This is a genomic window from Marinomonas sp. SBI8L, from assembly GCF_001624705.1.
GTDB lineage: Bacteria > Pseudomonadota > Gammaproteobacteria > Pseudomonadales > Marinomonadaceae > Marinomonas.
In genome coordinates this window covers 38,617-60,986 of record NZ_JSEO01000012.1, presented here as the reverse complement: position 1 = coordinate 60,986, position 22,370 = coordinate 38,617, and the positions used below count along the sequence as shown (strand labels likewise).

The window sequence follows — 22,370 nt, the reverse complement described above, 5'->3', positions numbered from 1 at the left end:
AAAGCACACTAGGGAAATACGATTAGATTAAGAGTCAGTTGCATCCAACACTCTTTCAACCGCTCCTTGATTATTCAATGCATACTCATAAGCTGCTATACCCGTTTCTGCAACTAAAGCTTTATCTTTCGCAAAAGCGAGTAATAGGCTTCCGACTAACTCACTATTCTTGCAACGCAAACCACCACCAGACAAGACTAAACTTTCAGTAATGTCTTTAAAGTTAAAAGTGTGATCTCCCACCAATACAGGCTTAAACAAAAGAGCGGGCTCTATAGGGTTATGCCCCCCTCTCTCAATCAGGCTACCTCCAACAAAAGCAAGGTCGGACGCCTGGAAGTAATGCATCATCTCCCCCATGCTATCTCCCACAAGCACATCAAGGTTATGCCATTCTTCAAATGGGGTTTCAGAGCGTAACCCGACATTTTCAAATTTAGCACAAGCTTGCTGGAAAACCTGTTCAAACCTTTGAGGGTGTCTTGGTACAATAATAAGCACTGCACTTGGATGCTGAGCCTTTAAAATTTGATGCTCTTCAAGCAAAGGCACATCTTCACCTTCATGAGTACTAGCAGCAATCCATACAAATTCGTTATTAGCAAAGTACTGCTGCCAATTATCCTTTATAACTTGAGGATTAACCTTTAGATCAAACTTGATATTGCCTGTTACTAGCACTTGCGATGCACCTAGTGCCTTAAAGCGTTTTGCATCAGCGTCTGCATGCGCACAAAAACTATCAGGCAAAGCCATCAACTTTCGTGAAAAATCTGAAAACTTAGCATACTTTTTAAAGGACCTTTCACTTAGTCTCGCATTAACAATGTGGAGCGACATTCCCTTTTTTTTCACCTGAGAAAGCAAATTAGGCCACAACTCAGTTTCTATAATAAGCAGCTTTGGGCAATCGACCATTTTTAAAAATCGTTTTACCGAGCTGCACCAGTCAACGGGAATATATCTATGAACAACAGATTCACCAAAGCTTTTAGTAACTTGTTCGGCACCGGTTGGCGTCATAGTTGTAATAAGTATTTTTTTATCAGGGTTTCTGTTTTGCCATGATTGAATTAAAGGCCTTGCCGCTAACACCTCACCCACAGAGGCACAGTGAATCCAAACATCAGCCTTTACAGCCTCTCTGTTAAAGCCTAATACCTTTCTAATAGAATAATCAGGGTAACCCTTCCCTAATTTAAAAAGTTTCATCAGAATAAAAGGGCTAATCAACCCCATTAAAATTCGATACACCAACATTAGTGGCTTTCTTCCTCATTAAACTGCTGACCATGAAGCTTGGCATAAGCGCCACCTTTTGCTAACAGTTCATCATGACTTCCCTGCTCTATAATTTGCCCTTGATCAATTACAGCAATAATATCTGCCTTCTCTATCGTTGATAATCGATGAGCAATCGCTATTGTCGTTCTATTTTTCATCAATGAGTTTAATGCTTGCTGAATTGCTCGTTCAGATTCTGAATCTAACGCTGAGGTTGCTTCATCCAAAATTAAGATGGAGGCATCTTTTAAAATAGCTCGTGCAATTGCAATTCGCTGCCGTTGACCACCAGAGAAAAGTGTACCGTCTTCCCCGACCTGGGTATCTAAACCATGCTCTAATTTTTCAATAAAGTCCCAAGCATTAGCCGCTTTGGCAGCGGCGATAATATCTTCATCAGAAGCATCAGCCAGGTGACCATAAGCAATATTTTCACGAACACTTGCATTGAAAAGTACTATTTTTTGATTAACTAAAGCCACATTTCGGCGCAAGTCGTTTAGGGCGTACTCTTTAACATTAATACCGTCAACTAACAGCTCACCATCATTAATGTCATAAAATCTAGGGACCAAGTTAGCCACAGTAGACTTACCACCGCCAGAGCGACCAACTAAGGCTAAGGTTTTACCGGCAGGCAAAGTTAAATCAATTTTATTTAATATCTTTTTATCTGTATTAGGGTAAACAAAGCTAACCTGCTTAAGTTCAAGTTTACCTTTTAGCGTGTCGACTTTGGTTTTCCCCGTATCTTTTTCACTTTCTTCATCTAAGAATTCAAAAATACTTTGCGCTGCTGCTAAACCTTTTTGCAAAATAGAATTAATTTCGGTCAGCTGGCGAAGGGGTTTACTCAACATTCCTGCCGCACCAATAAAGGCAACAAAGTGGCCTGCGGTCATGTTTTCACTGATTTCAGGAGCAAGTGCCAACCAGATAATCATAGCCAGAGCTGTAGCCACAATGAACTGAACAATAGGCACGTTTAAAGACTTGGTTAGCTCCATTTTGAGCTGAGAGCGCTTGTTATGGTAGGCCGCATGATAAAATCGTTCTTTTTCATACTCTTTACCACCAAATATCTTAACAACCTCCTGACCTTTAATCGCTTCCGAGGCTACATCAGTAATTCCCCCCATCGCATTTTGAATACGCTTACTCAGCTTACGAAAACGCTTAGAAGCATAACTCACAATAACCGCAATAAAGGGGATAATCAGAATAAAAAAGAGAGACAAACGCCAGTTGGTATATAACATAAAACCAAACAAGCCAATAACAGTTAAACCCTCTCTTAAGATCACCCTCAATGCCTGAGTCACAGAACCAATTACCTGCTCTGTATTAAAGGTGAGTTTTGATAAAATTCGACCACTTGATTCACCATGAAAATAGCTTGATGGCAAGTCACTTAGCTTATTAAACATATCAACTCTAAGATCAAAAACGAGCTTGGTCCCGATAACAGCCATAAAGTAGCTACCAAAGAAGGTTCCTGTTCCTCGAATAATGAAAATCCCCAGAATAAATAAAGGAAGAAATAGCCTATCGTCAGCTAAATTCGTTCTAGCGCCTTCTGCTTCTGGATTACCTAAGGTATCAACAATTAACTGTAGTAAATAAGCTAACGTAGGCTCCATCGCACCATATAACAGATACCCAAAAAAACTTAATACAAAATAAGGCCACGAGCTTTTCGTATAATTAAGCAAACGTAAGTAAATACTCACATCCGATACGGGTTTACTAACTTTAGTTTCCAATTAAATTCTTCCGTTATATGTTGCGAGAGAGCTTCAGCTGACTTTTATTAAAGTCTCTATAAATTCGCTTTTTCAATGATTGATGTAGTTGAATATCCGTCAACAAAGGTTAATACCTTTACTTCGCCACCTTGGCTAAGGACATGCTCAGCACCTACTATGGTTTCAATACTATAGTCACCGCCTTTTACCAAAACATCAGGCGATAAAGCTTCAATAATTTCCTTTGGCGTATCTTCATCAAAGCTGGTCACCCAATCAATCGCACCTATTCCTTCTAATACAGCCATTCTATGCTCTAAAGAATTAATAGGACGTTTATCACCTTTTAGGCGTTTAACAGAAGCATCCGTATTCACTGCAACAATAAGCCTGTCGCCCAAAGCTTTAGCTTGTTTCATATAGGTCACATGACCTGGATGTAGAATATCGAAACAGCCATTAGTGAAAACAATTTTTTCTCCGTTCATTTGAGCAAGCTGAATTTGTTCTAATAACTCTGAAGGAGCGAGTACACCAAAATTTGTGGTTCTTGTTCTGGCAAACATAATGGCATCAAGTTGTTTTGATGTAATAGAAGCTGTGCCTAACTTACTGATAACATAAGCCGCCGCTTGGTTTGCATACTCAACTGCATCAGTTAAACGCTTACTAGTTACAAAAACCGCAGTTAAAACAGAGACAACAGTATCGCCAGCGCCGGTCACATCAAATACTTCTTTTGCTGCAGTCGCTAAGGAGAAAGCCGGCTGCCCTTCTTCAAATAGCACCAACCCATCCTCACCACGAGTAACCAATAAAGCTTTCCAACCATATTTCAGCCTTAAAGCTTCACCACGCTCTAATACCTCATCATTTGATTCACATGCCCCAACAATGATTTCAAACTCTAATAAGTTAGGTTTTACCAAGGTTGCACCTTGGTAAATTGAAAAATCTTTGCCTTTAGGGTCAACAAAAGAAGGAACACTCGCTTGATTAGCGATACGAATAAGCTCTGGTACACCCGCTAATGTGCCTTTAGCATAATCAGAAAAAATAACCGCATCTTTATTTAATATTTGCTCTTTTACTACACTAGCTAAAGCTTGCTGCAACTCTTCAGCAGCAAAGCTTTCTTCAAAGTCCATACGAATTAATTGTTGATGACGACTCATTAGACGTAGTTTAGTTATGGTGGGAGCACTTGCAGTACGGACGAAATGGCAATTCACTCCCGCATTATTTAAACAAGCCTCCAATGCATCTGCATTTTCATCATCTCCGACGATACCAATTAGGGTTACTGTCATACCTAATTGAGCAAGGCCTAGCGCAACATTAGCAGCGCCTCCTGGCCTATCTTCATTTTGAGATACCTTAACAACCTGAACAGGTGCCTCAGGTGAAATTCGAGAAGTGCCACCATGCCAGTATCTATCTAGCATGACATCACCAACAACTAGAATATGTTTATCTTGAAAATTTAAATATGAAGAGTCCATGGCGTAATAATAATCGATTTTTTGGGACGCCCATCTTATCATATGAAACACCCAAGTTGGATATCGTCACAAAGATAAGGTTTTATTCCACAATGACAGTCACAATTCCAGAATGTAAGCGAGATTTCCTTACACCTTGCCACTCATATTTATATGAAAATCTACTTACGAAGTGGTCACTAAAAGGCATCAATAAAGCCAACGGCATGAGTGCAGAGTGCCTCGATCAAAACTGGCAATTAAAACCGATGGGCCGTGTTCGACTGCTTAGTCAATGCAGACAACTCTACACATTCTCACACGCCTATTTAGAAACAAAAGACCCTGAGTGGCTTACTCTTATTAAGCCTTTATATAAGTTTATCGTTAACAACTATTTATTTAATGAAAATGGAATTGAACGCTGGCGATTTTCTCTAAACGACAAGCTTATCCCTCTTGATAATACAAGCGATGCCTACGCATTAGCCTTTGTATTACTCTCTTTTAGTTTTTATTTTAATGCGACAAAAGATAAATCAGCGTTAGAACTCATGAAGAAAACCGACGACTTTCTCATTCAACATATGAGTGCAGAGAGTGGTGGTTTTTATGAGAGCTACCCTATTGATAAAACACAACAAAGACGTCAAAACCCTCATATGCATTTATTAGAGGGTTATATTGCTGCGTTTAATGCAACACAAGAAGCTTGCTATAGAACACAAATTATCTCTCTGTTAGAGTTGGCTGAAGCGCATTTCTATGATGAAAAAAGCAGAAGTTTGCTAGAATTTTTTGAGTTAGATTGGCAAGCAGACAAAAACGATGGCCAGATTACTGAACCTGGCCATCATTTTGAGTGGGTTTGGTTATTACATCAAGCCTATAAGATACACCCTAAAAAATCTTATCTCACCATGGCAACTAATCTATGGGAGAAGGCCTGTCAATATGGCTTTGATCCTAAAGGTGGCATTTATAATCAAATAGATGCAAAAACAGGTAAGCCATTAGACACATCAAAACGCATTTGGCCTATCACTGAGTTTTTAAAAGCGGCCTGCGTGCAAGTTGAGTCAAATCAAGATCAAGCACAAACAATTCATACTGGGCTGAACTTCACCTTCAACCATTATCTAAAAGTGGACGGTCGTTGGAATGAATACCTAGATGGTGAAAATAATCCAATAGACGCTAATTTATCAGGAACAACCAGTTATCACATTTTTCTAGGGCTTACCGAAGTGATAAACTGGATGCAAAGAAACCCATAGAGGGAATAGGATAAAGAATATGTATATAGTAACAGGCGGCGCCGGTTTTATCGGCAGCAACATTATTAAAGCCCTAAATGATCGCGGTATTAGCGATATTTTACTGGTAGATGACCTTACAGACGGCAAGAAATGTATTAACTTAGCAGATCTAAATATTGCTGATTACATGGATATGTATGACTTCTTAGATGCCTTAAAAAACAAAACGCTATCTATAAAAGTCGATGCTATTTTCCATGAAGGTGCTTGCTCTGCAACAACAGAGTGGAATGGCAAATACGTCATGGATGTTAACTATCAATATTCAAAAGCAGTTCTTGATTACTGCCTTGAGCATAAAGTCCCATTCTCTTACGCCTCTTCTGCATCAGTTTATGGCGCCGGTCCTATTTTCAAAGAAGAAAGAAGCCATGAAAAACCATTAAATATGTATGCTTTTTCTAAGTTTCAGTTCGATCAATATATTCGCAATATTTTACCTAATGCAGAATCTCAAATTGTAGGCTTTAGATACTTTAATGTTTACGGCCCAAGAGAACAGCACAAAGGCAGTATGGCAAGTGTTGCATTCCACTTACGTAATCAAGTGCTTTCAGGCGAAAACCCGAAACTTTTTGGTGCTTACGATGGTTATGAAGCTGGCGGACAAAGCCGCGATTTCATCTATGTTGAAGACTTGGTAAAAACGAAACTATGGTTCCTAGATAATCCTCAAGCTTCAGGCATTTACAACTTAGGTACTGGCCAAGCAGAGCCTTTTAAAACCATAGCGACAACTGTTATTTCTCACTATGAAAAAGGTGAAATTGAGTATATAAATTTCCCAGATCACCTAAAAGGTGCTTATCAAAGCTTCACTCAAGCAGATATTAGCAAACTAAGAGAAGCGGGTTATCAAGGTGATTTTAGGGATCTGGCAACAGGTGTAAAAGATTATATGACATGGCTAGATGCTAATGGCTAAATTTTTAATAGTCGGCCCTTCTTGGGTCGGCGATATGGTTATGGCGAATAGTCTTTTTCGCCAAATCAAACAAAACCATCCTGATGCCATTATTGATGTGATAGGTCCAGCGTGGTCTGCCCCCATCTTGGCACGTATGCCAGATGTAAGAAACGCTATCACTTTACCCACTAGCCATGGTGAATGGGGAATTAGTACACGAAAAAAACTAGGGAGCTCTTTACGTAGTGAAAAGTACGATCAAGCCATCGTTCTTCCTAGATCTTGGAAATCTGCTTTAGTTCCTTTTTTTGCTAACATTCCAAAACGAGTTGGCTTTCATGGAGAGCAAAGATACTTCCTTCTAAATGAAAGAAGAAAGCTTGATAAAGCTAGCTTAGACCAAACAGTCAAACGCTTTACTTCTCTTGGGCTGGAAAAACTTGAAGCTTACCCCCCTACTCCTAAAAACATACCCAACCCAGAGCTTAAAGTTGACGAGAAAAACCAAGAAAAGCTATTTCAAGATCTTAAGTTGCATCCGAAAAGGCCTGCTATCTGCCTTATGGCTGGTGCAGAGTTTGGCCCGTCAAAGCAATGGCCTATCCCCCATTTTAATGAAACTGCAAAGCACTTTATAAAAGAGGGCTATCAAATTTGGGTTCTTGGTGGACCTAAGGATAAGGAAGATGGCAATGACATTATTGATGGATTAGGCGAATATGCTTTCAACTTGTGTGGTGAGACTAAGCTTGTTGATGCAATCGACCTATTAGCCAAAGCTGAGTTTGCAATCAGTAACGATTCCGGTTTAATGCATGTAGCCGCTGCCGTTGGCACTTATGTCCATGGTATTTATGGTTCTACCAGTGAACTTTATACACCACCACTCACAGATAAAAAGACCATTCATAACCTGCATTTAGACTGCTCACCTTGCTTTAAGCGCCAATGCCCTTTAGGGCATACAAACTGTCAAAACAATTTAAAACCAAAGCAAGTTATATCTAATATTAATTTATAAAAATACCTAGTAATCGGAGAAATCGATGGATCAGAACAAAAGGTTTGAAGGTATAAATATTATTTACCATACCGTCAAACACGCAGGCGGAATGGAACGTTATGTACTAGACCTGATTAATGGTTTTTCTGCAAAAGGAATGAAGGTTAGAGTTATTACTCGAAAGCTAGATAATTCTTTAGTTTTTAATAGAAATGTTGAAGTCATTCAAATTAAAGATCTATCTCCTATATCAAAACTTAATAAGCTTTTATTTGACTATAGATCAACGAATAAAACTATAACGTCTTGGCCAACCATAAGCTGCACAAGAACACCAACTACAGTAGATATTGCAATAGTCGGCGGCACACACATAGGTCATAATTTAGCAATCAAAAAAAACAAATTAAGCATTTTTGATAAACTAACAAACAAGAGAGAGCAAACCTTTTTTGAGAATGCTAAAGTTATTGTCGCTCATTCCAAACTTGTTGGACAAGAAGTCAGCAATCATTACGACATTAATGACAATAAACTAAAAGTTATTTATCCACCTATTGATTTTGAAAACTTCTCATTAGAAGCTAAAAATCAAAGAGAAAGAATAAGAAAGGAATTAGGCGTCAATGAGAAACAAGTTTTACTTGTTTTTCCTTCCAACAATCATCATAGAAAAGGTTTAGACATTATACTTGAAGCATTGAATCAGTCTGACCCCAGATTTATTTTAGCGATAGCAAGTAAAAAGCCAGTTGACCACCCTAAAGTTATAAACCTAGGCTTTAGAAAAGATATGGACTCGCTGTATGCTGCCAGCGATGCAGCTATTTTAGCGTCTTTATACGAGCCCTTTGGTTTAGTAGGCCCAGAATCAATTTTATGCGGAACACCTGTTATTCTTTCTGATGCAGTTGGTGCAACTGAAGTCATTGAATCAAATGCATGTTTAAAGTTTAAACTAAATGCATTAAGTTTGGCTGAGACATTGGATAGGTTTCTAACCCTGCATGATAATAAAGAAATCATATTAAACGACCCAAGTAAGCTTATGCCAAAAGTTAAAAATGTTAGCAAACATTGCGATGACTTAATTGAAGTTATAAACAAATAGTTCAATTATTAAAAGAGTATTCAAGCTAAAACCTAGTTTCTAGTTTGAATACTTATCTAAACCATCGTCACACCTTACTAAATTTTTTGTGATTGTCTCAGTTAATAACAAATCGTTTTTAGCTAGGCTTGCTCGTTCATTTTCTTGATGATGAAGGTGATACCCAACAGCAGCAAATTTTAAATATTTTCTGTTTAAGTTGGCGTTTAACATTCTAATTACAAGTTCGCTATCTTCTCGCCCCCACCCCTCAAAGCCCTCATTAAAGCCATTCACCTTAAATAAGTCAGACTTCCAGGCAGCAAAATTACAGGTCCTTGTAGATTTATCTGAGTTCCATGTACGTGTAAAAAGTTTAGATAAAAATGTACTTTCGATAGTGTTTTTTCTATTTTTTACGCCGTTAGAAAATAGATTTGGTAGCTTAAAGTTTTTAAACTGTTCAACCGTATTAGCTTTAGTTAAGCTAACCCTCCCACCTTGCACAAAGTAGCCTTCTTGTGCAGCAGCTATATGGTTTCTAATGAAATTTGGATGCAATACAATATCACCATCTATCATGACGATATAATCTGAACTAGACTTGAAAATTGCTTTATTTCTGCTTTTAGCGGCTCTAAAACCTTTATCTTCTTGCCAACTATGCAAAAGTTTAGTTGGATAATTTCGGGAAAATTCAGCAACTAATTTTTTAGTATCATCACGAGAACCATCATCAGCGACAATAACTTCATCAGGCATAGCTGTTTGGCTTTTTACACTAGTTAAAACTAGCTCGAGTGCTTCTTTCCAATTATAAGTCGTAATTATTAAAGTAACTTTCATTTATCCTTCTTAGAGTTTTCTCTCAACCAAAGATCTATATATTTAACAAAAGTTGAATGCATGCCTAACCAAGCAAGAATGAACCCATGTCTTCCATCTAAAAAGCCTAACTTTATAAAATACATACGAATAAAACACCCCCAAGCATGAACTAAGGCAGTCGTTAAACCAGACTTCTTTCTCCCTTCTCGCTGATCAGACCAAGCTTTGATATAACCCGTGGTTTTAGCTATATAGTGATGAAGATTATCATAAGTATCATGAAGCAGCTTTCCTTTTGAAATCTTAGCTATACGAACACCAGCATCCATAACTACCTTTTCGTGTACCAACGCATCATTATAACCAGCAACATTTCTTGGATAAAAACGCACAATCCAATCAGGACTCCATCCTGAAAACCGAATATATTTACCAAAAGCTTTGCTATATCGGTTTATTTGGTAGCATATATTTTGATCGCGGTTACTAGCTGCCTGCAAAAGAGATAATTTTAGTTCTTCTGTTACTATCTCATCCGCATCAAGCACTAATACCCAATCAGTACTTAGATAAGACTGTGCAACTTGTCTTTGCTTTCCAAATCCTTCCCAATCCAGTTTTTCATAAACTTTATCCGTATAAACTTTCGCTATATTTAAGGTATGATCTGTGCTGCCAGAATCTAAGATCACAATTTGATCAACCCAGCCACTTATTGACTCTAATGATGCTTTTAAGTGCTTTTCTTCATTTTTGACTATCATCATGACGCCAATCGTGAACTTACCTTCAGACATATCTTTACTTACCACTTAGTTTGTTAACCTAATAATTGTCCAGACAATTTGAAATATTTTTCAGCTACTAGCAAGGCAATAACTTTCTCTCTTTCATCATCTAGAAACTGACTTACGAATTCATTCGCATTTTTAATAATTTCCAAAGCAGCCTCTGGATTAGCTTCATAAAACATAATCTTTTCAGCTAGATCACTAAAGTCATCATTTAATTCAACATAATGAAAACCAGCCTGGAGGCGCCCTTCCATAAACCAAGTTTCATACCGAGGTTTTGGCATAAAACAAAGAGAGTTTGACGACATAATCCATTTTAGGTTAGTAGCAACATCATAACCTTCAACACTGATAATGTATTTATAATCAAGTTGCTCTTCAACTGACATAAAGCCTTTATACGCAGGGACATCTAAGCGCTTAGTATCACAATGACCAACATCTATGTATGGATGCTCTGCGAACTCTCGAACCAAAAGTTCCCTTTGTTCTTGGTAAATATACCCGCGCCAAACAGCCATACTCTTTTTATTAAAAAATAAAACCTTATCATTCAAAAACTGATAATGTCTTATCGCATTAAGCTTAAGAAGAATCGAGTTTTGATTAATATCGGATATAGGACGACTTTTTAAAAAGCTAGGAAATTCTGGGACATGAATAATGTCACCAAACAAATAATCAAATTTAAAACTTTTTGAAAAATAGCGAACAACTTTTTTAGTGTCTGCATAGTATGCAAAACTCTTAGTTTTTTTAAATTTTGCTACTTGAGTAGCTTCATTAGAAATTAAATATACATTTTGATCTTTGCAATAATAGTTAACTCTTTCAAGTATATAACTATCCTTCCTAAATTTTAAAAAGTCAGACGAATTAACCTTTTTTACAGGTAAATTTATTATTATCGTTTCACTTAAATAATAATAAATTTTTTTAATCCTTTGCTTAAGATAAGCTAATTTTTTCATACTCTCTCTTAATACTAACTATCTATACCAAATAGGTCCCGAGTATAAACTTTGCTATCCACATCAGAGATATCATCTGTTACACGGTTTGCCACAATAACATCACTCAGCTCCTTAAATGCATTCAAGTCATTTATAACCTTTGAATTGTAAAAGCTAATTTCTGTGAGAGCAGGTTCATAAATCACTACCTCAATTCCTTTTGCCTTAATTCGTTTCATAACTCCTTGAATAGCAGACGCCCTAAAATTATCTGAATCCACCTTCATCACAAGTCGATAAATACCAACAACTTTAGGTTGACGCTTTAAAATAGCATCAGCAACAAAATCTTTTCTTGTACTGTTGGCATCTACAATCGCACTTATAATGTTATTAGGCACTTGCTTGTAATTCGCAAGTAGCTGCTTCGTATCTTTCGGCAAACAATATCCACCATAACCAAAAGATGGATTATTATAATGTGTGCCAATCCTTGGATCTAAACCTACGCCATCAATAATTTGTTTTGAGTCCAAGTCATGTGTTTCTGCATAGCTGTCAAGTTCATTAAAAAAAGCAACTCGCATAGCAAGATACGTATTGGCAAATAATTTAATCGCTTCTGCTTCTGTCGAGTCCGTAGTTAATATATCGATATTTTCTTTAACTGCACCTTTAGCTAAAAGACTTGCAAATATTTCAGCCCTACCTGACTTTTCCCCAACAATAATACGAGATGGATAAAGGTTATCATGCAGTGCCTTGCCTTCTCTTAAGAACTCTGGAGAGAAGATAATATTGTTTGTTTTAAATTTTTCCTTCATTGAAGCTGTAAAACCAACTGGTACGGTAGATTTAATCACCATACAAGTATCAGGATTAATGGTAAGAACATCTTGGATTACAGACTCAACATGAGAGGTATTAAAATAGTTAGTCTCAGGGTCATAGTCTGTCGGGGTTGCAATAATAACGAAATCAGCCTCTTCATATGCTAACTCTTTATCAAGTGTTGCTTTAAAATTAAGTTGCTCTTCCTGTAAAAATCGCTCTATATCCTGATCAGAGATAGGCGATAACTTGTTATTTAGCATCTCAACTTTTGCAGGAATAATGTCTAACGCCACCACTTCATTATGCTGGGCAAGTAAAAGTGCGTTTGAAATACCAACATACCCTGTGCCCGCTACCGCTATTTTCATTTAACCTTCCTTCACGTACTTAAATGCACTGCACCTAATAGCTAAAATTATTTTATTAATAAACAAATTATAAGCATTCTAAGCGCTTCATTCTATCTAATTCTCAACCTCCTGAACCTTTGATCTAAATAAATAAAAATAAACATACTTGCAAAAAAACACGAGCCAAATTGTTAACTTAGGAGTAGTCTTTAATTAAGTCTACACAGGAGATCCTATATGAAATTTGAACTTGTTGATCGTCAAGGCTACATTCCAGATTTAAACTACGGAGACCAAGGAAGAGAGCTGTCTTGCTTTGTTCCAACTGACTACAAATGGGAGCAAGTATCGTTTGATAATGGAGAGGGAGAAGTCTGCATTGAAGGCCATATCTGGCACTTCTTCTTTACTCAAGAAGGTATTGGTATTCAGTTAGTAGACGGCATAGTCACCGCCAAAGAAGCTGATTTATTCCTTCATTTGGTAAAAGAGCATATTTTTGGAGAAAAAACTCAAGAAGTCCAAATATTTATTGCTGGCGTTACACCCAAATAGATACAGAGACAAAAGCACCTAGGGAATTATTAGGTGCTTTCCTATTCTTTTTTCCTGTCCAACTAACCTTGTTGTTCAGTCATTAATCTCAACATTCTCTTTGACCATTGGCTCCATGACCCAATAAATACGCGCTTATTATCACCAGCAGCGGACAAATTAGCCAATACATTATGACAAGCAGTCACTCCAGAACCACAGTAATGTACAATTTCCAAATCCGTCTCAATTTGCTTAAAATCTTGAGCCAAAGATTCAGATGATAAAAAAGTACCTTGGCTATCTAAATTAGTCGGAAAAGGACGATTTAAAGCTCCAGGGATATGGCCAGCCAATGGATCCATTGTTTCATTTTGACCTTCAAATCTATCACTTGCTCTAGCATCAAGCAGCTGGAAACTTTCTGTTTCCATATTTTCCAACACATCTTCTTCACTCACAGCCCAAGGGAAAGATATATTCAACGACTGATCAGTGATTCTTAGAGTAGGTGCCACAGTTTCTAACTCACCTTCTATAGCCAACCAAGCATTAATACCGCCATCAAGAACTCTCACATCTATATTGTTTTGAGCTAACATCCACCAAGCTCTAGCAGCAATAGCACCTGACATATCATCATAAACAACAACTTTAGAGTTAAGCTTAATTCCCTTTTTCTGAAGATAAAGACTAAAATCATCTGGTGCTGGCAGAGGGTGTCTGCCACTAAACTCATTCTCAGGAGAGGCTAAATCATGATGAAGGTCTACAAATAGCGCACCTGGAATATGCCCTTTATTGTACTCAAGCAGGCCTTTATCTAAATCTGTTAGATAGAACCTTGAGTCCAAAATAATCAAATCTGGATTAGCTAATTCACTTTTTAACGCTTGTGCTGATATCAATGTACGCATCTTACTTCCTCAACTGCAGCATCATTCAATAATTAATTTAGTAGTTCATCTAAGCCTGAAATTTCAACAAAAATACTATCTAGATGGCATTCCATCGTTTCATGATTTAATCCGACATTATTAGCAACATCGTATGGAAAACTCGCCATTATGGTATCAAAATCACTACTCTTCAATTTTTCTCGCGCTAGATACTGAGCTAGATTTAATAAAGAAGCCAAAGCATTGTCCTTCGCTAAAAGCAAAGGCTTTTGATAAGCAAAAATAGCATCTCCTAAAATATGAGGGAAACGCCATTTTTCTATCAAATTAGAAGCTAAATTCCCACTTGAGAAACCCAACACTTCAAGCTCTGCTTCATATCCACCCATTCCAGCGTCTTGCTTATCTTTAATTACAATTGACTGAGAGGGGACACCCATCACTATCAATAAGTTACCAATCGTTGATAACAAACCTGCCGTAAAAGCAGCATCTGGGTCTGACTCATCAGCAAGGATAGCCAACTCTTTAGCGATACCAGCAATATAAATCGACTCTTGCCAAAACTTCTTCATATCCATCCCAACAACATGATGAACACTTGAAGTTAAGCCAGATGCAACAACAATATTTTTCAGTTTAGCCATACCTAACATAACAACAGCTTCATCAATGGATGAAATCTTTCGACTCAAACCAAAATGCGCTGAGTTAACAATTTTTAATACCTTTAGAGAGATAACCTGATCTTTTGCAACATCTGCCGCTACTGAATTTAAATCAATATCAGGGTCATTTAACTGCATAATCAAGGTGCGCACTACTTCAGGCACCATAGGTAACTGTTCTATTTGATCAAACAACTCTGAAATTTGCATAACATACCCTATTTTCATCCATAAACTTGCTATATTTTATGCCTTGCTGAATAAGTTTGTAAGCCTATAGTTGCTATTACTTATTTGCTAAAATAGCCCCTTATTTCATAATCACTAAGCCTAGAAAATGATACGTATAGACCAGCTACTTACGCAAAAAAACCTTTGTAAATCCCGCGCTCAAGCACAAACCTACATTTCTGAGAATAAAGTTACCATTTTCATCAAGGGCCAGTGGCAAAAAGTACAAAAACCAAGTCTTAAAGTAGAACAAGATGTCGAGATAAAGCTATTACTTGATGATACAGATAAATATGTATCGCGAGGCGCACTCAAATTAGCTGGGGCACTTGAATACACAAAACTCAATATTAGTGGTTTTACCGTTTTGGATGTTGGTCAATCAACAGGTGGCTTTAGTGATTGCGCTATCCAAGAGGGAGCCAAAAAAGTAATAGGTATAGAAGTAGGTCATGATCAACTGGATCAAAACTTAAGACAAAACCCTAATATCATTTGTCTTGAGGGGATTAACGCACGTAATCTAAGCAAACAAGATATCAGTGATCACTTCCCACCTGAAGGTTTTGACCTAATCGTAATGGATGTGTCATTTATATCTCAAACAAAAATCCTACCAAACTTCCCACACCTACTAAAACCTAATGGACACCTTATCACATTAGTCAAACCTCAATTTGAAGTGGGTAAACAAGCAATCGGAAAAGGAGGCATAGTTAAAGATAAGACAGCTGTCGCTCGGCTAGAAACTGAAATGACAAAACTCATTGAGAACTTAGGGTTTAATGTTCATTGCTATATTAAAAGCAAAATCAAAGGCGGTGATGGTAATCAGGAGTATCTCATTTGGGCAAGCTTAAGTACCAACACAGAGAAAGCTCAGTAAGTTCTTTTTTAGTTCGTTTTGACTTCTAGCTCAGCGATATAGCGCCTTGCTAGTGTGAAAGCAATACAGCCAAAAATAATAGAACCAAGCGCCTGACCAATAAAAATTCCTTTTGCATCAAAGAACCAGCCAAAAAACACGATCAAAGGCCAAGTACCCAAGGTAGCCCTACCAAAGTTTAACCAAGCAGATGTTTTAGGACTTCCTAAATTATTAAAAGTCGCGATACCAATAAAAAGTAAACTCTGAAAAAAGAAACTAAAAGAAATATATGTCGCGAAGAATGAAATTAAAGCGGCAGTCTCTTTGCCAGCACTAAATACATCAATGAGCCAAAATTGTAACTCGTACAAACTTAGACAAAGCAATACGCAGTAGCTCAAACTATAAATAACAGCACTTGTCAGAGTTTGCTGCATTCGTAAAAAGTTGCCCGCCCCATAGTTCTGCCCCAATATCGGACCTACCGCACCAGATAAGGCAAAAAGACCACCAAAAACAACAGGTATTACACGCCCAATAATGGAGTAAGCCGCAACAGCATCATCGCCAAAGGTAGCCATGTGCTCAGTAACTATGGCATTCGCAAGTGGCGACGACATGTTGGTTAACATGGCGGGAAAAGCGATAAAGGAAATTTGTTTAAAATCTTGGGCAAAATACAGCCAATCAAAGCGTGATAAAATTTGATGTACGTTTACCAAGCCGTAATACGCAATTGCCAGCATAGAGCAGCGAGCAATTAGGGATGCTATTGCAGCACCATCTAGGCCTAACCCTAGTCCAAAAATTAACAATGGATCTAGTACAGCATTAACTAAACCACTAATTAAAGTAGCGTACATAGCGCGCTTGGCATCGCCCAGAGCACGCATTATACCAGAGCCAATCATACCCACCATAATAGCCGGCATACCTAAAATAGAGATCTGTAAATAACTCGTCGCTAAATCCAGAGTAATTCCATTCGCCCCTAAGAAATAGAGTAAATGAGGGATTCTTGGCATTAAAAAATAAATAATAAGAAATGAAAACAAAACACCAAACACAAGGACATTAGTCGCTCGTCGTTTTGCTTGCACTCTATCCCCCTGTCCTACAGCCTTAGATACTAAAGCCGTAGCAGATATAGACACGGCTATGCTCAAGGAGATAGTAAAAAACATGATGGAACTTGCAAAACCAACAGCCGCTACGACCTCTTTTTGGTCAAGCATGGAGAGAAATAAAATATCAATCAAATCAACCATAAACATGGACATAAGTCCAAAAGCACCGGTTGCTGACATAACAACAACATGACGCAAGGTTGATCCAGAAGTAAAGGTTGCCTTTAACGGCATTCAACATGCTCCATCGAATTGATACATTTGAAAGTGAAGGTTTTAGAAATAAGTATTCGAGATTAAGCTAAATTAATCTCGTCAAAACACGATAAAAGGCACTACCAAAATGATAGTGCCTCTCTGAAACAAGATTTTCTCATGAAATGGCATCAAGAAGAAGCCAAGGGAAAAATTTAAGTGTCGAATTAATGAACTGAGCCTTTTGCTTTAACAAAAACAACCTTCTCAACATCTGAGAAGCGTTGGGCAAAATGTACTGTCATGCCGCTTTTTATTGAATCAGGCAACTCATCAAAATCACGTCTATTAGGCTCAGGCAAAATAACCTCAAAGATCTTACTGCGTTTCGCTGCAATAATCTTTTCTTTAACGCCACCTATAGCGAGGACCTGCCCAGTTAAGGTTAGCTCCCCTGTCATAGCCAGACCTTTTTTTATTGGCTCATTTCTCGCTAAAGACATAAGCGCAGTAGCCATAGTCACACCAGCACTTGGCCCATCTTTGGGAGTCGCACCTTCTGGGACATGAAGATGTATCGTACTTTTATCAAAGTAATCTGGTTGCAAATTAAAGGTTTTAGAATGTGAAGCGACATAAGAGTGCGCAATTTCAGCAGACTCCTTCATAACATCCCCAAGTTTACCCGTTAATTTCAAGCCACGGCTCAACTCATGCACTCGATTTGCTTCAACAGGTAAGGTTGCACCTCCCATAGAAGTCCAAGCTAGGCCAGTTACAACACCAACCCCTCTAATTGAAGAGTCAGCTTTAAAATAAGGAGCACCTAACAAAGCCTCAATATCTTTAATACCGACATTGATACTTTCAGCACTTTCAGTCATCAATTGCACAACACATTTTCGTAGTACTTTCTGCAATAGTTTATCTAAACCACGCACTCCAGCTTCACGGGCATAATTCTCAATGAGATGCTTCAACGCTGCGTCAGTAATGTTTAATTGCTTTTTAAGCAGCTTATTTTTTTTCAGTAACTTGGGCCATAAATGCTGCTTAGCAATTGCTAACTTCTCTTCAGCAATATAGCCAGATAGACGAATCACATCCATACGGTCTAACAGTGCACTAGGAATCGTATCTAGTTGGTTAGCAGTACAAACAAATAATGCCTTAGATAAATCCACTCTCATATCTAAGTAATGATCGAGGAATTCAGCGTTCTGCTCAGGATCTAATGCCTCTAATAAAGCAGAAGCAGGATCGCCTTGATGAGAAGCCCCTATTTTATCTATTTCATCTAACATGATGACAGGATTTTCGACCTTCACATCTTTTAAAGCTTGTACGAATTTACCGGGTAAAGCACCAATATAGGTACGTCTATGCCCCTTAATTTCTGCTTCATCTCGCATACCACCCAAGCTAAAACGGTAAAATTCACGATCTAAAGATGCTGCAATAGATTTGCCAATTGATGTTTTACCAACACCTGGAGGTCCAACTAAAAGCATGATAGATCCTCCCATCTCACCACGATGCGCACCCAAAGCAAGAAACTCAATAATACGGTCTTTCACATCATCCAAACTAGTATGGTGATCTTCTAACACTTGGCGCGCCTTGATTATGTCCATATTATCCTGTGAGCAAACGCCCCAAGGTAAGGCTGTAGCCCATTCAAGATAGTTGCGAGTCACACCATACTCAGGCGAACCAGACTCAAGAATGCCCAACTTCTCTAGCTCTTCATCTATTTTTTCTTGCTGTTTTTCCGTTAGTTGCTTGCCTTCAAGCCGTTGTCTAAATTTATCAATATCTGAGGTTTTATCGTCTTTTGATAAGCCAAGTTCTTTTTGAATAACCTTAAGCTGCTCCTTTAAAAAGAACTCTCTTTGATGAGTGCTAATTTTATCATTCACCTCAGCACTGATTTCATTTTGCAAACGGGCTATTTCTAACTCTCGTTTTAGCAATAAAAGAGATAAGTGCATGCGTTTATGAACAGGTCTTGTTTCTAATACATGATACAGTTCATCCGCCTCTGCTGATGTAATCGAGGCGGCAAAGTCAGCTAACAAGCCAGGTTGATTAAATGAAAAGCGCGCTAAATACTGCCTTAAATCTTCACTGAATAAAGGATTAACACGAATTAGCTCCTTAATAGAATCCAAAATAGAGATGGAATACGCTTTAGATTCATCATCATTTACTTTTGTGTCCGTTAAGTACTTAACACGCGCGCGATATGGAGCTTCTTCATCTAGCCATTCAACCACTTCAAAACGCTTTAAGCCTTGAGCTAAGAAAGTCATCTTGCCTGATTCTGGTGTTGCTTTGTGTACCTTTACCACACAACCAATTTGCTTAAACTCATTTACAGAAGGCGCACCATCTGTCGCACTTTCGCTGAAAAGCAAACCAACACTTGATTGTGAGTCCAAAGAGATTCTTTCGAGAGTTTCTTCCCAAGGGTCAAGGTCTACTGCGACAGGCTGAACTTGAGCGGGAAAGAAAGGCCTACTCGATAGAGGTAAAATATAAATAACATCAGGCAGAACGTCTTCAGGCAAAGCTAAAGCTTTTGGATCACTTAGAACAACGTCATCCCCTTCTAGCTCATCAATCACAACATCTTGTTTCGTTAATGTGTCTGTATCATCTGAAAAATTGTCTTCGTTGCTCATTCTCTTCTCAATTTGTCTATTATTGAGATGCTACAGGTAAGCTGCCTGAATACACTACCAAGCAAATGAAGTTCTAAACCTACCTATTTTTCTCATTCTGTTTATGTTCGATAGTTCTTTATGTAATGTCGAATCATATAAATACAAGCGAGAATGAAGAATCAAGCCGTATAACTGATATCAAAACAAATTGAATAAAACAGATTTAAGCCTCTCCAATTGGCCTAGATCTATCTATTAGGTCAGGATTAATTCATAATCCAGCCCCAGAGTAGACGCAGTTTTATCAAAGCCTAAATAAGCTTAAACACTTAATTTTGAGTCTAAAAAGAATAAGGACCCAGTTATGACAACTAATAACATTCTCGAGACTTACTCAGACATTCATCTAATTGACCACCCATTTGTTCAACATAAACTCACCAGTTTAAGAGATGTAAATACAGGTACACGTGAATTCAGAATGCTAGTGGAAGAGCTAGGTACTCTAATTGGTTATGAAGCAACAAGAGACCTTGAGACAGAAGAGGTTGAAGTAGAAACACCACTTGAAAAAGCCATGAGCCCAGTATTAAAGGGTAAAAAGCTTTGTATAGTTACTATTATGCGTGCAGGTAACGGTTTAGCAGAAGGCGTTTTAAAACTTTCGCCCTCTGCACGTGTTGGTCATATTGGCATGTATCGTGACCCTGAGACTAAGCACCCTGTTGATTACTACTTAAAAATGCCTCATTCCTTAGATCAAAGAACCATAATAGTTGTCGACCCAATGCTAGCAACAGGTAATTCAGCCGCTGCTGCTATTCAAAAAATGAAAGACTTAGGCGCTAAAAACATTCGTTTTATTTGCTTGTTTGCAGCCCCTGAAGGCATCAAAGCATTTAAAGAAGAACACCCAGATGTGCCTATGTATATTGGTGTTATTGATCGCTGCCTAGATGAGAATGCCTACATTCGCCCAGGAGTAGGTGATGCTGGCGACCGTATCTACGGCACTCGTTAATAGCTTTTACTTAGCTAAAGAAACAAACTAAAAAAGCCGCTAAAAAATAATGTTTTAGCGGCTTTTTACTATCTTAAAACCTAACTGTTAAAGCTAGCCTTTCAAACCTACATATAAACCTGCTGTTGCCATAATTGACCCAGCAGTACGATTAACAAGCTTTAAAGATTTAGGAGAATTTAAATGCTTTCTTGCCTGTGCTGCCATTAGCGCAATTAATGTAAGACCTGACATCAAAGCAACAAAAGTCAGTAAACTCGCAATGACAATGTCTTGTGTACCTAACTGAGTTACATCCATAAAGGTCGGTAAAAATGCAATATAAAATAAAATCACTTTAGGGTTAGAGGCAGAAATCATAAAGCCCTGAATAAATGATGACAACTTATCCTGCTGCTTAACTTTTAAGTCTGGATTAGATAACTCCTGCGCTAGTGCAGGAACAGAAGTCCACATTTTCCAACCTAAATATACGAGATAGGCACCACCCAAGACCCTAATAATTAAAAACACCTCTTCCCAAGCATACGCGAGGCTTGCTAAGCCAAAACATGCCATTACCAAATAACAGATATCACTGATAACCATGCCTACACTTAGCCAAGTACATGACTTAGCACCTTGCGTCATACTCTTTGCCAATATGGCAAAAATACCAGGTCCGGGTGTGATGCCAAAAATAAATATCGCAATGAAAAATGTGATGCCACTTTCAAGTGTCATAATTTTCTACCTTTAAAGTCCGCTGATTCTTAGTCAGAAATACCACAACTACTTAAGATCATGTTGGTGACAAATTCTTTTGCCTGCTCATAATCATCTTCTTCTAATTCCGTCTTATTCAGCACAATTTTAATTTGCGCATCAAAATCAGCGTAGGTCTGAGTTAAAGCCCATAAACTAATAAACAAATGCTCAGCAGAAATCGATTTCATTTTACCTTGATCAATCCATGCCTGAATCGTTTGTTTCTCTCTAGCTAATTCACTGACAAAATGCTTATTTAGATACTCTAAAACGAATGGCTCTTCTCCAATTAAAGCCATCGCAAAAACTTTCGAAGCATTAGTATTAATTCGAGACTGATCAATTTTTTCGCTTATATAACGAGTTAAACAGGCTTTTGGCCCATCTTCTAATACAAAGCAACTAACAGACTCTAACCAAAGTTGAAGAATGTTACCCAGCACAGCCTCTAACAAATCCTTTTTAGAGCGATAATAATAGTGAATATTCGCCTTAGGTAACCCTGCTTCATTCGCTATCATCTGAGTTGTTGTTTTAGCCAGACCTTGACGAGCAAAAACTCTCTCTGCAGTTGATAAAATTAACGCTTGGTTTTGAGCTCGTATATGAGCTTTTAGCTGATCTTTTGCACGTTTTTCTTCCACAGGGAGTTGTCCTCAGTCAGATATTACAGGCAATCATTTAAATGAGTCTAATTAAAGCAAGTTTTACAATAACACGTTTTATTAGGAGCAAGAATACACAAGCAAAAGATAGACTTAGAAAGATATAGCATGGTTCAGTCTCAACCATTTTACAGGCATAAAAAAAGGGGAAGCTTGGCTGC

At 37.9% G+C, this 22,370-nt stretch carries 20 protein-coding genes; 7 read left to right on the top strand and 13 right to left on the bottom strand.

Annotation, left to right across the window (positions count from 1 at the left end; genetic code table 11):
* Positions 1-27: 27 nt before the first annotated feature.
* Genes OA91_RS17355 through hldE form a run of 3 tightly spaced genes read right to left on the bottom strand, consistent with a single transcriptional unit; the run spans position 28 to position 4,531 of the window.
* On the bottom strand, positions 28-1,260 hold the full coding sequence (locus OA91_RS17355) for a 3-deoxy-D-manno-octulosonic acid transferase (RefSeq protein ID WP_063339278.1): 1,233 nt from the start codon (positions 1,258-1,260) through the stop codon (positions 28-30).
* Positions 1,260-3,047: a lipid A export permease/ATP-binding protein MsbA gene (gene msbA, locus OA91_RS17350; protein WP_231870396.1), complete on the bottom strand. Its 1,788-nt coding sequence runs from the start codon at positions 3,045-3,047 to the stop codon at positions 1,260-1,262. Before msbA ends, OA91_RS17355 begins: the two co-directional genes overlap by 1 nt.
* Before the next feature lie 56 nt (positions 3,048-3,103).
* Positions 3,104-4,531, bottom strand: a complete 1,428-nt coding sequence (gene hldE, locus OA91_RS17345) for a bifunctional D-glycero-beta-D-manno-heptose-7-phosphate kinase/D-glycero-beta-D-manno-heptose 1-phosphate adenylyltransferase HldE (protein ID WP_063339277.1) — start codon at positions 4,529-4,531, stop codon at positions 3,104-3,106.
* Positions 4,532-4,623: 92 nt separating this feature from the next.
* Here hldE and OA91_RS17340 point away from each other — a divergent pair, with 92 nt between their 5' ends.
* From OA91_RS17340 to OA91_RS17325, 4 genes are read left to right on the top strand one after another with little or no spacing between them, the layout of a single operon-like run.
* Positions 4,624-5,787: an AGE family epimerase/isomerase gene (locus OA91_RS17340; protein WP_063339276.1), complete on the top strand. Its 1,164-nt coding sequence runs from the start codon at positions 4,624-4,626 to the stop codon at positions 5,785-5,787.
* 19 nt (positions 5,788-5,806) lie between these two features.
* Positions 5,807-6,754: an ADP-glyceromanno-heptose 6-epimerase gene (rfaD, locus tag OA91_RS17335; RefSeq protein WP_063339275.1), complete on the top strand. Its 948-nt coding sequence runs from the start codon at positions 5,807-5,809 to the stop codon at positions 6,752-6,754.
* Complete coding sequence (gene waaF, locus OA91_RS17330) at positions 6,747-7,757, top strand: lipopolysaccharide heptosyltransferase II (protein WP_063339274.1); 1,011 nt, start codon at positions 6,747-6,749, stop codon at positions 7,755-7,757. Before rfaD ends, waaF begins: the two co-directional genes overlap by 8 nt.
* Before the next feature lie 25 nt (positions 7,758-7,782).
* Positions 7,783-8,850 (top strand): glycosyltransferase family 4 protein, encoded by a 1,068-nt coding sequence (locus OA91_RS17325; RefSeq protein WP_082827993.1) that lies wholly within the window; start codon positions 7,783-7,785, stop codon positions 8,848-8,850.
* Between the two features lie 39 nt (positions 8,851-8,889).
* On the opposite strand, the gene OA91_RS17320 is transcribed toward OA91_RS17325, so the two are convergent.
* From OA91_RS17320 to OA91_RS17305, 4 genes are read right to left on the bottom strand one after another with little or no spacing between them, the layout of a single operon-like run.
* Entirely contained in the window at positions 8,890-9,675 is a 786-nt protein-coding gene (locus tag OA91_RS17320; protein WP_046015125.1) for a glycosyltransferase family 2 protein, read from the bottom strand.
* The gene (locus OA91_RS17315; protein ID WP_063339354.1) at positions 9,672-10,454 is read right to left on the bottom strand and encodes a glycosyltransferase family 2 protein; all 783 of its coding nucleotides are present in this window, start codon (positions 10,452-10,454) and stop codon (positions 9,672-9,674) included. The genes OA91_RS17320 and OA91_RS17315 overlap by 4 nt, the downstream gene beginning before the upstream one ends.
* Before the next feature lie 23 nt (positions 10,455-10,477).
* Positions 10,478-11,422: a glycosyl transferase family 90 gene (locus OA91_RS17310; protein WP_063339273.1), complete on the bottom strand. Its 945-nt coding sequence runs from the start codon at positions 11,420-11,422 to the stop codon at positions 10,478-10,480.
* 14 nt (positions 11,423-11,436) lie between these two features.
* Positions 11,437-12,606, bottom strand: a complete 1,170-nt coding sequence (locus OA91_RS17305; protein WP_063339272.1) for a nucleotide sugar dehydrogenase — start codon at positions 12,604-12,606, stop codon at positions 11,437-11,439.
* Between the two features lie 219 nt (positions 12,607-12,825).
* Between OA91_RS17305 and OA91_RS17300 the strand changes: the two genes are divergently transcribed.
* Positions 12,826-13,143, top strand: coding sequence for a hypothetical protein (locus OA91_RS17300; RefSeq protein ID WP_063339271.1), 318 nt, complete (start codon positions 12,826-12,828; stop codon positions 13,141-13,143).
* 62 nt (positions 13,144-13,205) lie between these two features.
* On the opposite strand, the gene OA91_RS17295 is transcribed toward OA91_RS17300, so the two are convergent.
* A complete protein-coding gene (locus OA91_RS17295; protein WP_063339270.1) occupies positions 13,206-14,039 on the bottom strand; it encodes a sulfurtransferase in 834 nt (277 codons plus the stop codon).
* A gap of 32 nt (positions 14,040-14,071) precedes the next feature.
* On the bottom strand, positions 14,072-14,899 hold the full coding sequence (locus tag OA91_RS17290; protein WP_063339269.1) for an HDOD domain-containing protein: 828 nt from the start codon (positions 14,897-14,899) through the stop codon (positions 14,072-14,074).
* Between the two features lie 127 nt (positions 14,900-15,026).
* On the opposite strand from OA91_RS17290, the gene OA91_RS17285 reads away from it, so the two are divergent.
* Positions 15,027-15,806: a TlyA family RNA methyltransferase gene (locus tag OA91_RS17285; protein ID WP_082827991.1), complete on the top strand. Its 780-nt coding sequence runs from the start codon at positions 15,027-15,029 to the stop codon at positions 15,804-15,806.
* 8 nt (positions 15,807-15,814) lie between these two features.
* Here OA91_RS17285 and OA91_RS17280 read toward each other — a convergent pair whose 3' ends face one another.
* Together OA91_RS17280 and lon are read right to left on the bottom strand one after the other, a co-directional pair.
* Positions 15,815-17,149: an MATE family efflux transporter gene (locus OA91_RS17280; RefSeq protein ID WP_063339268.1), complete on the bottom strand. Its 1,335-nt coding sequence runs from the start codon at positions 17,147-17,149 to the stop codon at positions 15,815-15,817.
* 188 nt (positions 17,150-17,337) lie between these two features.
* Complete coding sequence (gene lon / locus OA91_RS17275) at positions 17,338-19,794, bottom strand: endopeptidase La (RefSeq protein WP_063339267.1); 2,457 nt, start codon at positions 19,792-19,794, stop codon at positions 17,338-17,340.
* Between the two features lie 346 nt (positions 19,795-20,140).
* Here lon and upp point away from each other — a divergent pair, with 346 nt between their 5' ends.
* Entirely contained in the window at positions 20,141-20,797 is a 657-nt protein-coding gene (gene upp, locus OA91_RS17270) for a uracil phosphoribosyltransferase (protein WP_046015116.1), read from the top strand.
* Between the two features lie 93 nt (positions 20,798-20,890).
* Here upp and OA91_RS17265 read toward each other — a convergent pair whose 3' ends face one another.
* Together OA91_RS17265 and OA91_RS17260 are read right to left on the bottom strand one after the other, a co-directional pair.
* Entirely contained in the window at positions 20,891-21,520 is a 630-nt protein-coding gene (locus OA91_RS17265; protein WP_063339266.1) for a LysE family translocator, read from the bottom strand.
* Positions 21,521-21,549: 29 nt separating this feature from the next.
* Complete coding sequence (locus tag OA91_RS17260; RefSeq protein ID WP_063339265.1) at positions 21,550-22,188, bottom strand: TetR/AcrR family transcriptional regulator; 639 nt, start codon at positions 22,186-22,188, stop codon at positions 21,550-21,552.
* Between the last annotated feature and the right edge of the window lie 182 nt (positions 22,189-22,370).

Coding starts and splice junctions, on each gene's coding strand:
- OA91_RS17265 (WP_063339266.1), bottom strand. CDS start 21,520: ATGACACTTGAAAGTGGCATCACATTTTTCATTGCGATATTTATTTTT.
- OA91_RS17295 (WP_063339270.1), bottom strand. CDS start 14,039: ATGCGTACATTGATATCAGCACAAGCGTTAAAAAGTGAATTAGCTAAT.
- OA91_RS17315 (WP_063339354.1), bottom strand. CDS start 10,454: ATGTCTGAAGGTAAGTTCACGATTGGCGTCATGATGATAGTCAAAAAT.
- OA91_RS17285 (WP_082827991.1), top strand. CDS start 15,027: ATGATACGTATAGACCAGCTACTTACGCAAAAAAACCTTTGTAAATCC.
- OA91_RS17340 (WP_063339276.1), top strand. CDS start 4,624: ATGACAGTCACAATTCCAGAATGTAAGCGAGATTTCCTTACACCTTGC.
- OA91_RS17320 (WP_046015125.1), bottom strand. CDS start 9,675: ATGAAAGTTACTTTAATAATTACGACTTATAATTGGAAAGAAGCACTC.
- OA91_RS17280 (WP_063339268.1), bottom strand. CDS start 17,149: ATGCCGTTAAAGGCAACCTTTACTTCTGGATCAACCTTGCGTCATGTT.
- rfaD (WP_063339275.1), top strand. CDS start 5,807: ATGTATATAGTAACAGGCGGCGCCGGTTTTATCGGCAGCAACATTATT.
- OA91_RS17300 (WP_063339271.1), top strand. CDS start 12,826: ATGAAATTTGAACTTGTTGATCGTCAAGGCTACATTCCAGATTTAAAC.
- OA91_RS17355 (WP_063339278.1), bottom strand. CDS start 1,260: ATGTTGGTGTATCGAATTTTAATGGGGTTGATTAGCCCTTTTATTCTG.
- waaF (WP_063339274.1), top strand. CDS start 6,747: ATGGCTAAATTTTTAATAGTCGGCCCTTCTTGGGTCGGCGATATGGTT.
- lon (WP_063339267.1), bottom strand. CDS start 19,794: ATGAGCAACGAAGACAATTTTTCAGATGATACAGACACATTAACGAAA.
- OA91_RS17305 (WP_063339272.1), bottom strand. CDS start 12,606: ATGAAAATAGCGGTAGCGGGCACAGGGTATGTTGGTATTTCAAACGCA.
- OA91_RS17290 (WP_063339269.1), bottom strand. CDS start 14,899: ATGCAAATTTCAGAGTTGTTTGATCAAATAGAACAGTTACCTATGGTG.
- upp (WP_046015116.1), top strand. CDS start 20,141: ATGACAACTAATAACATTCTCGAGACTTACTCAGACATTCATCTAATT.
- hldE (WP_063339277.1), bottom strand. CDS start 4,531: ATGGACTCTTCATATTTAAATTTTCAAGATAAACATATTCTAGTTGTT.
- OA91_RS17310 (WP_063339273.1), bottom strand. CDS start 11,422: ATGAAAAAATTAGCTTATCTTAAGCAAAGGATTAAAAAAATTTATTAT.
- OA91_RS17325 (WP_082827993.1), top strand. CDS start 7,783: ATGGATCAGAACAAAAGGTTTGAAGGTATAAATATTATTTACCATACC.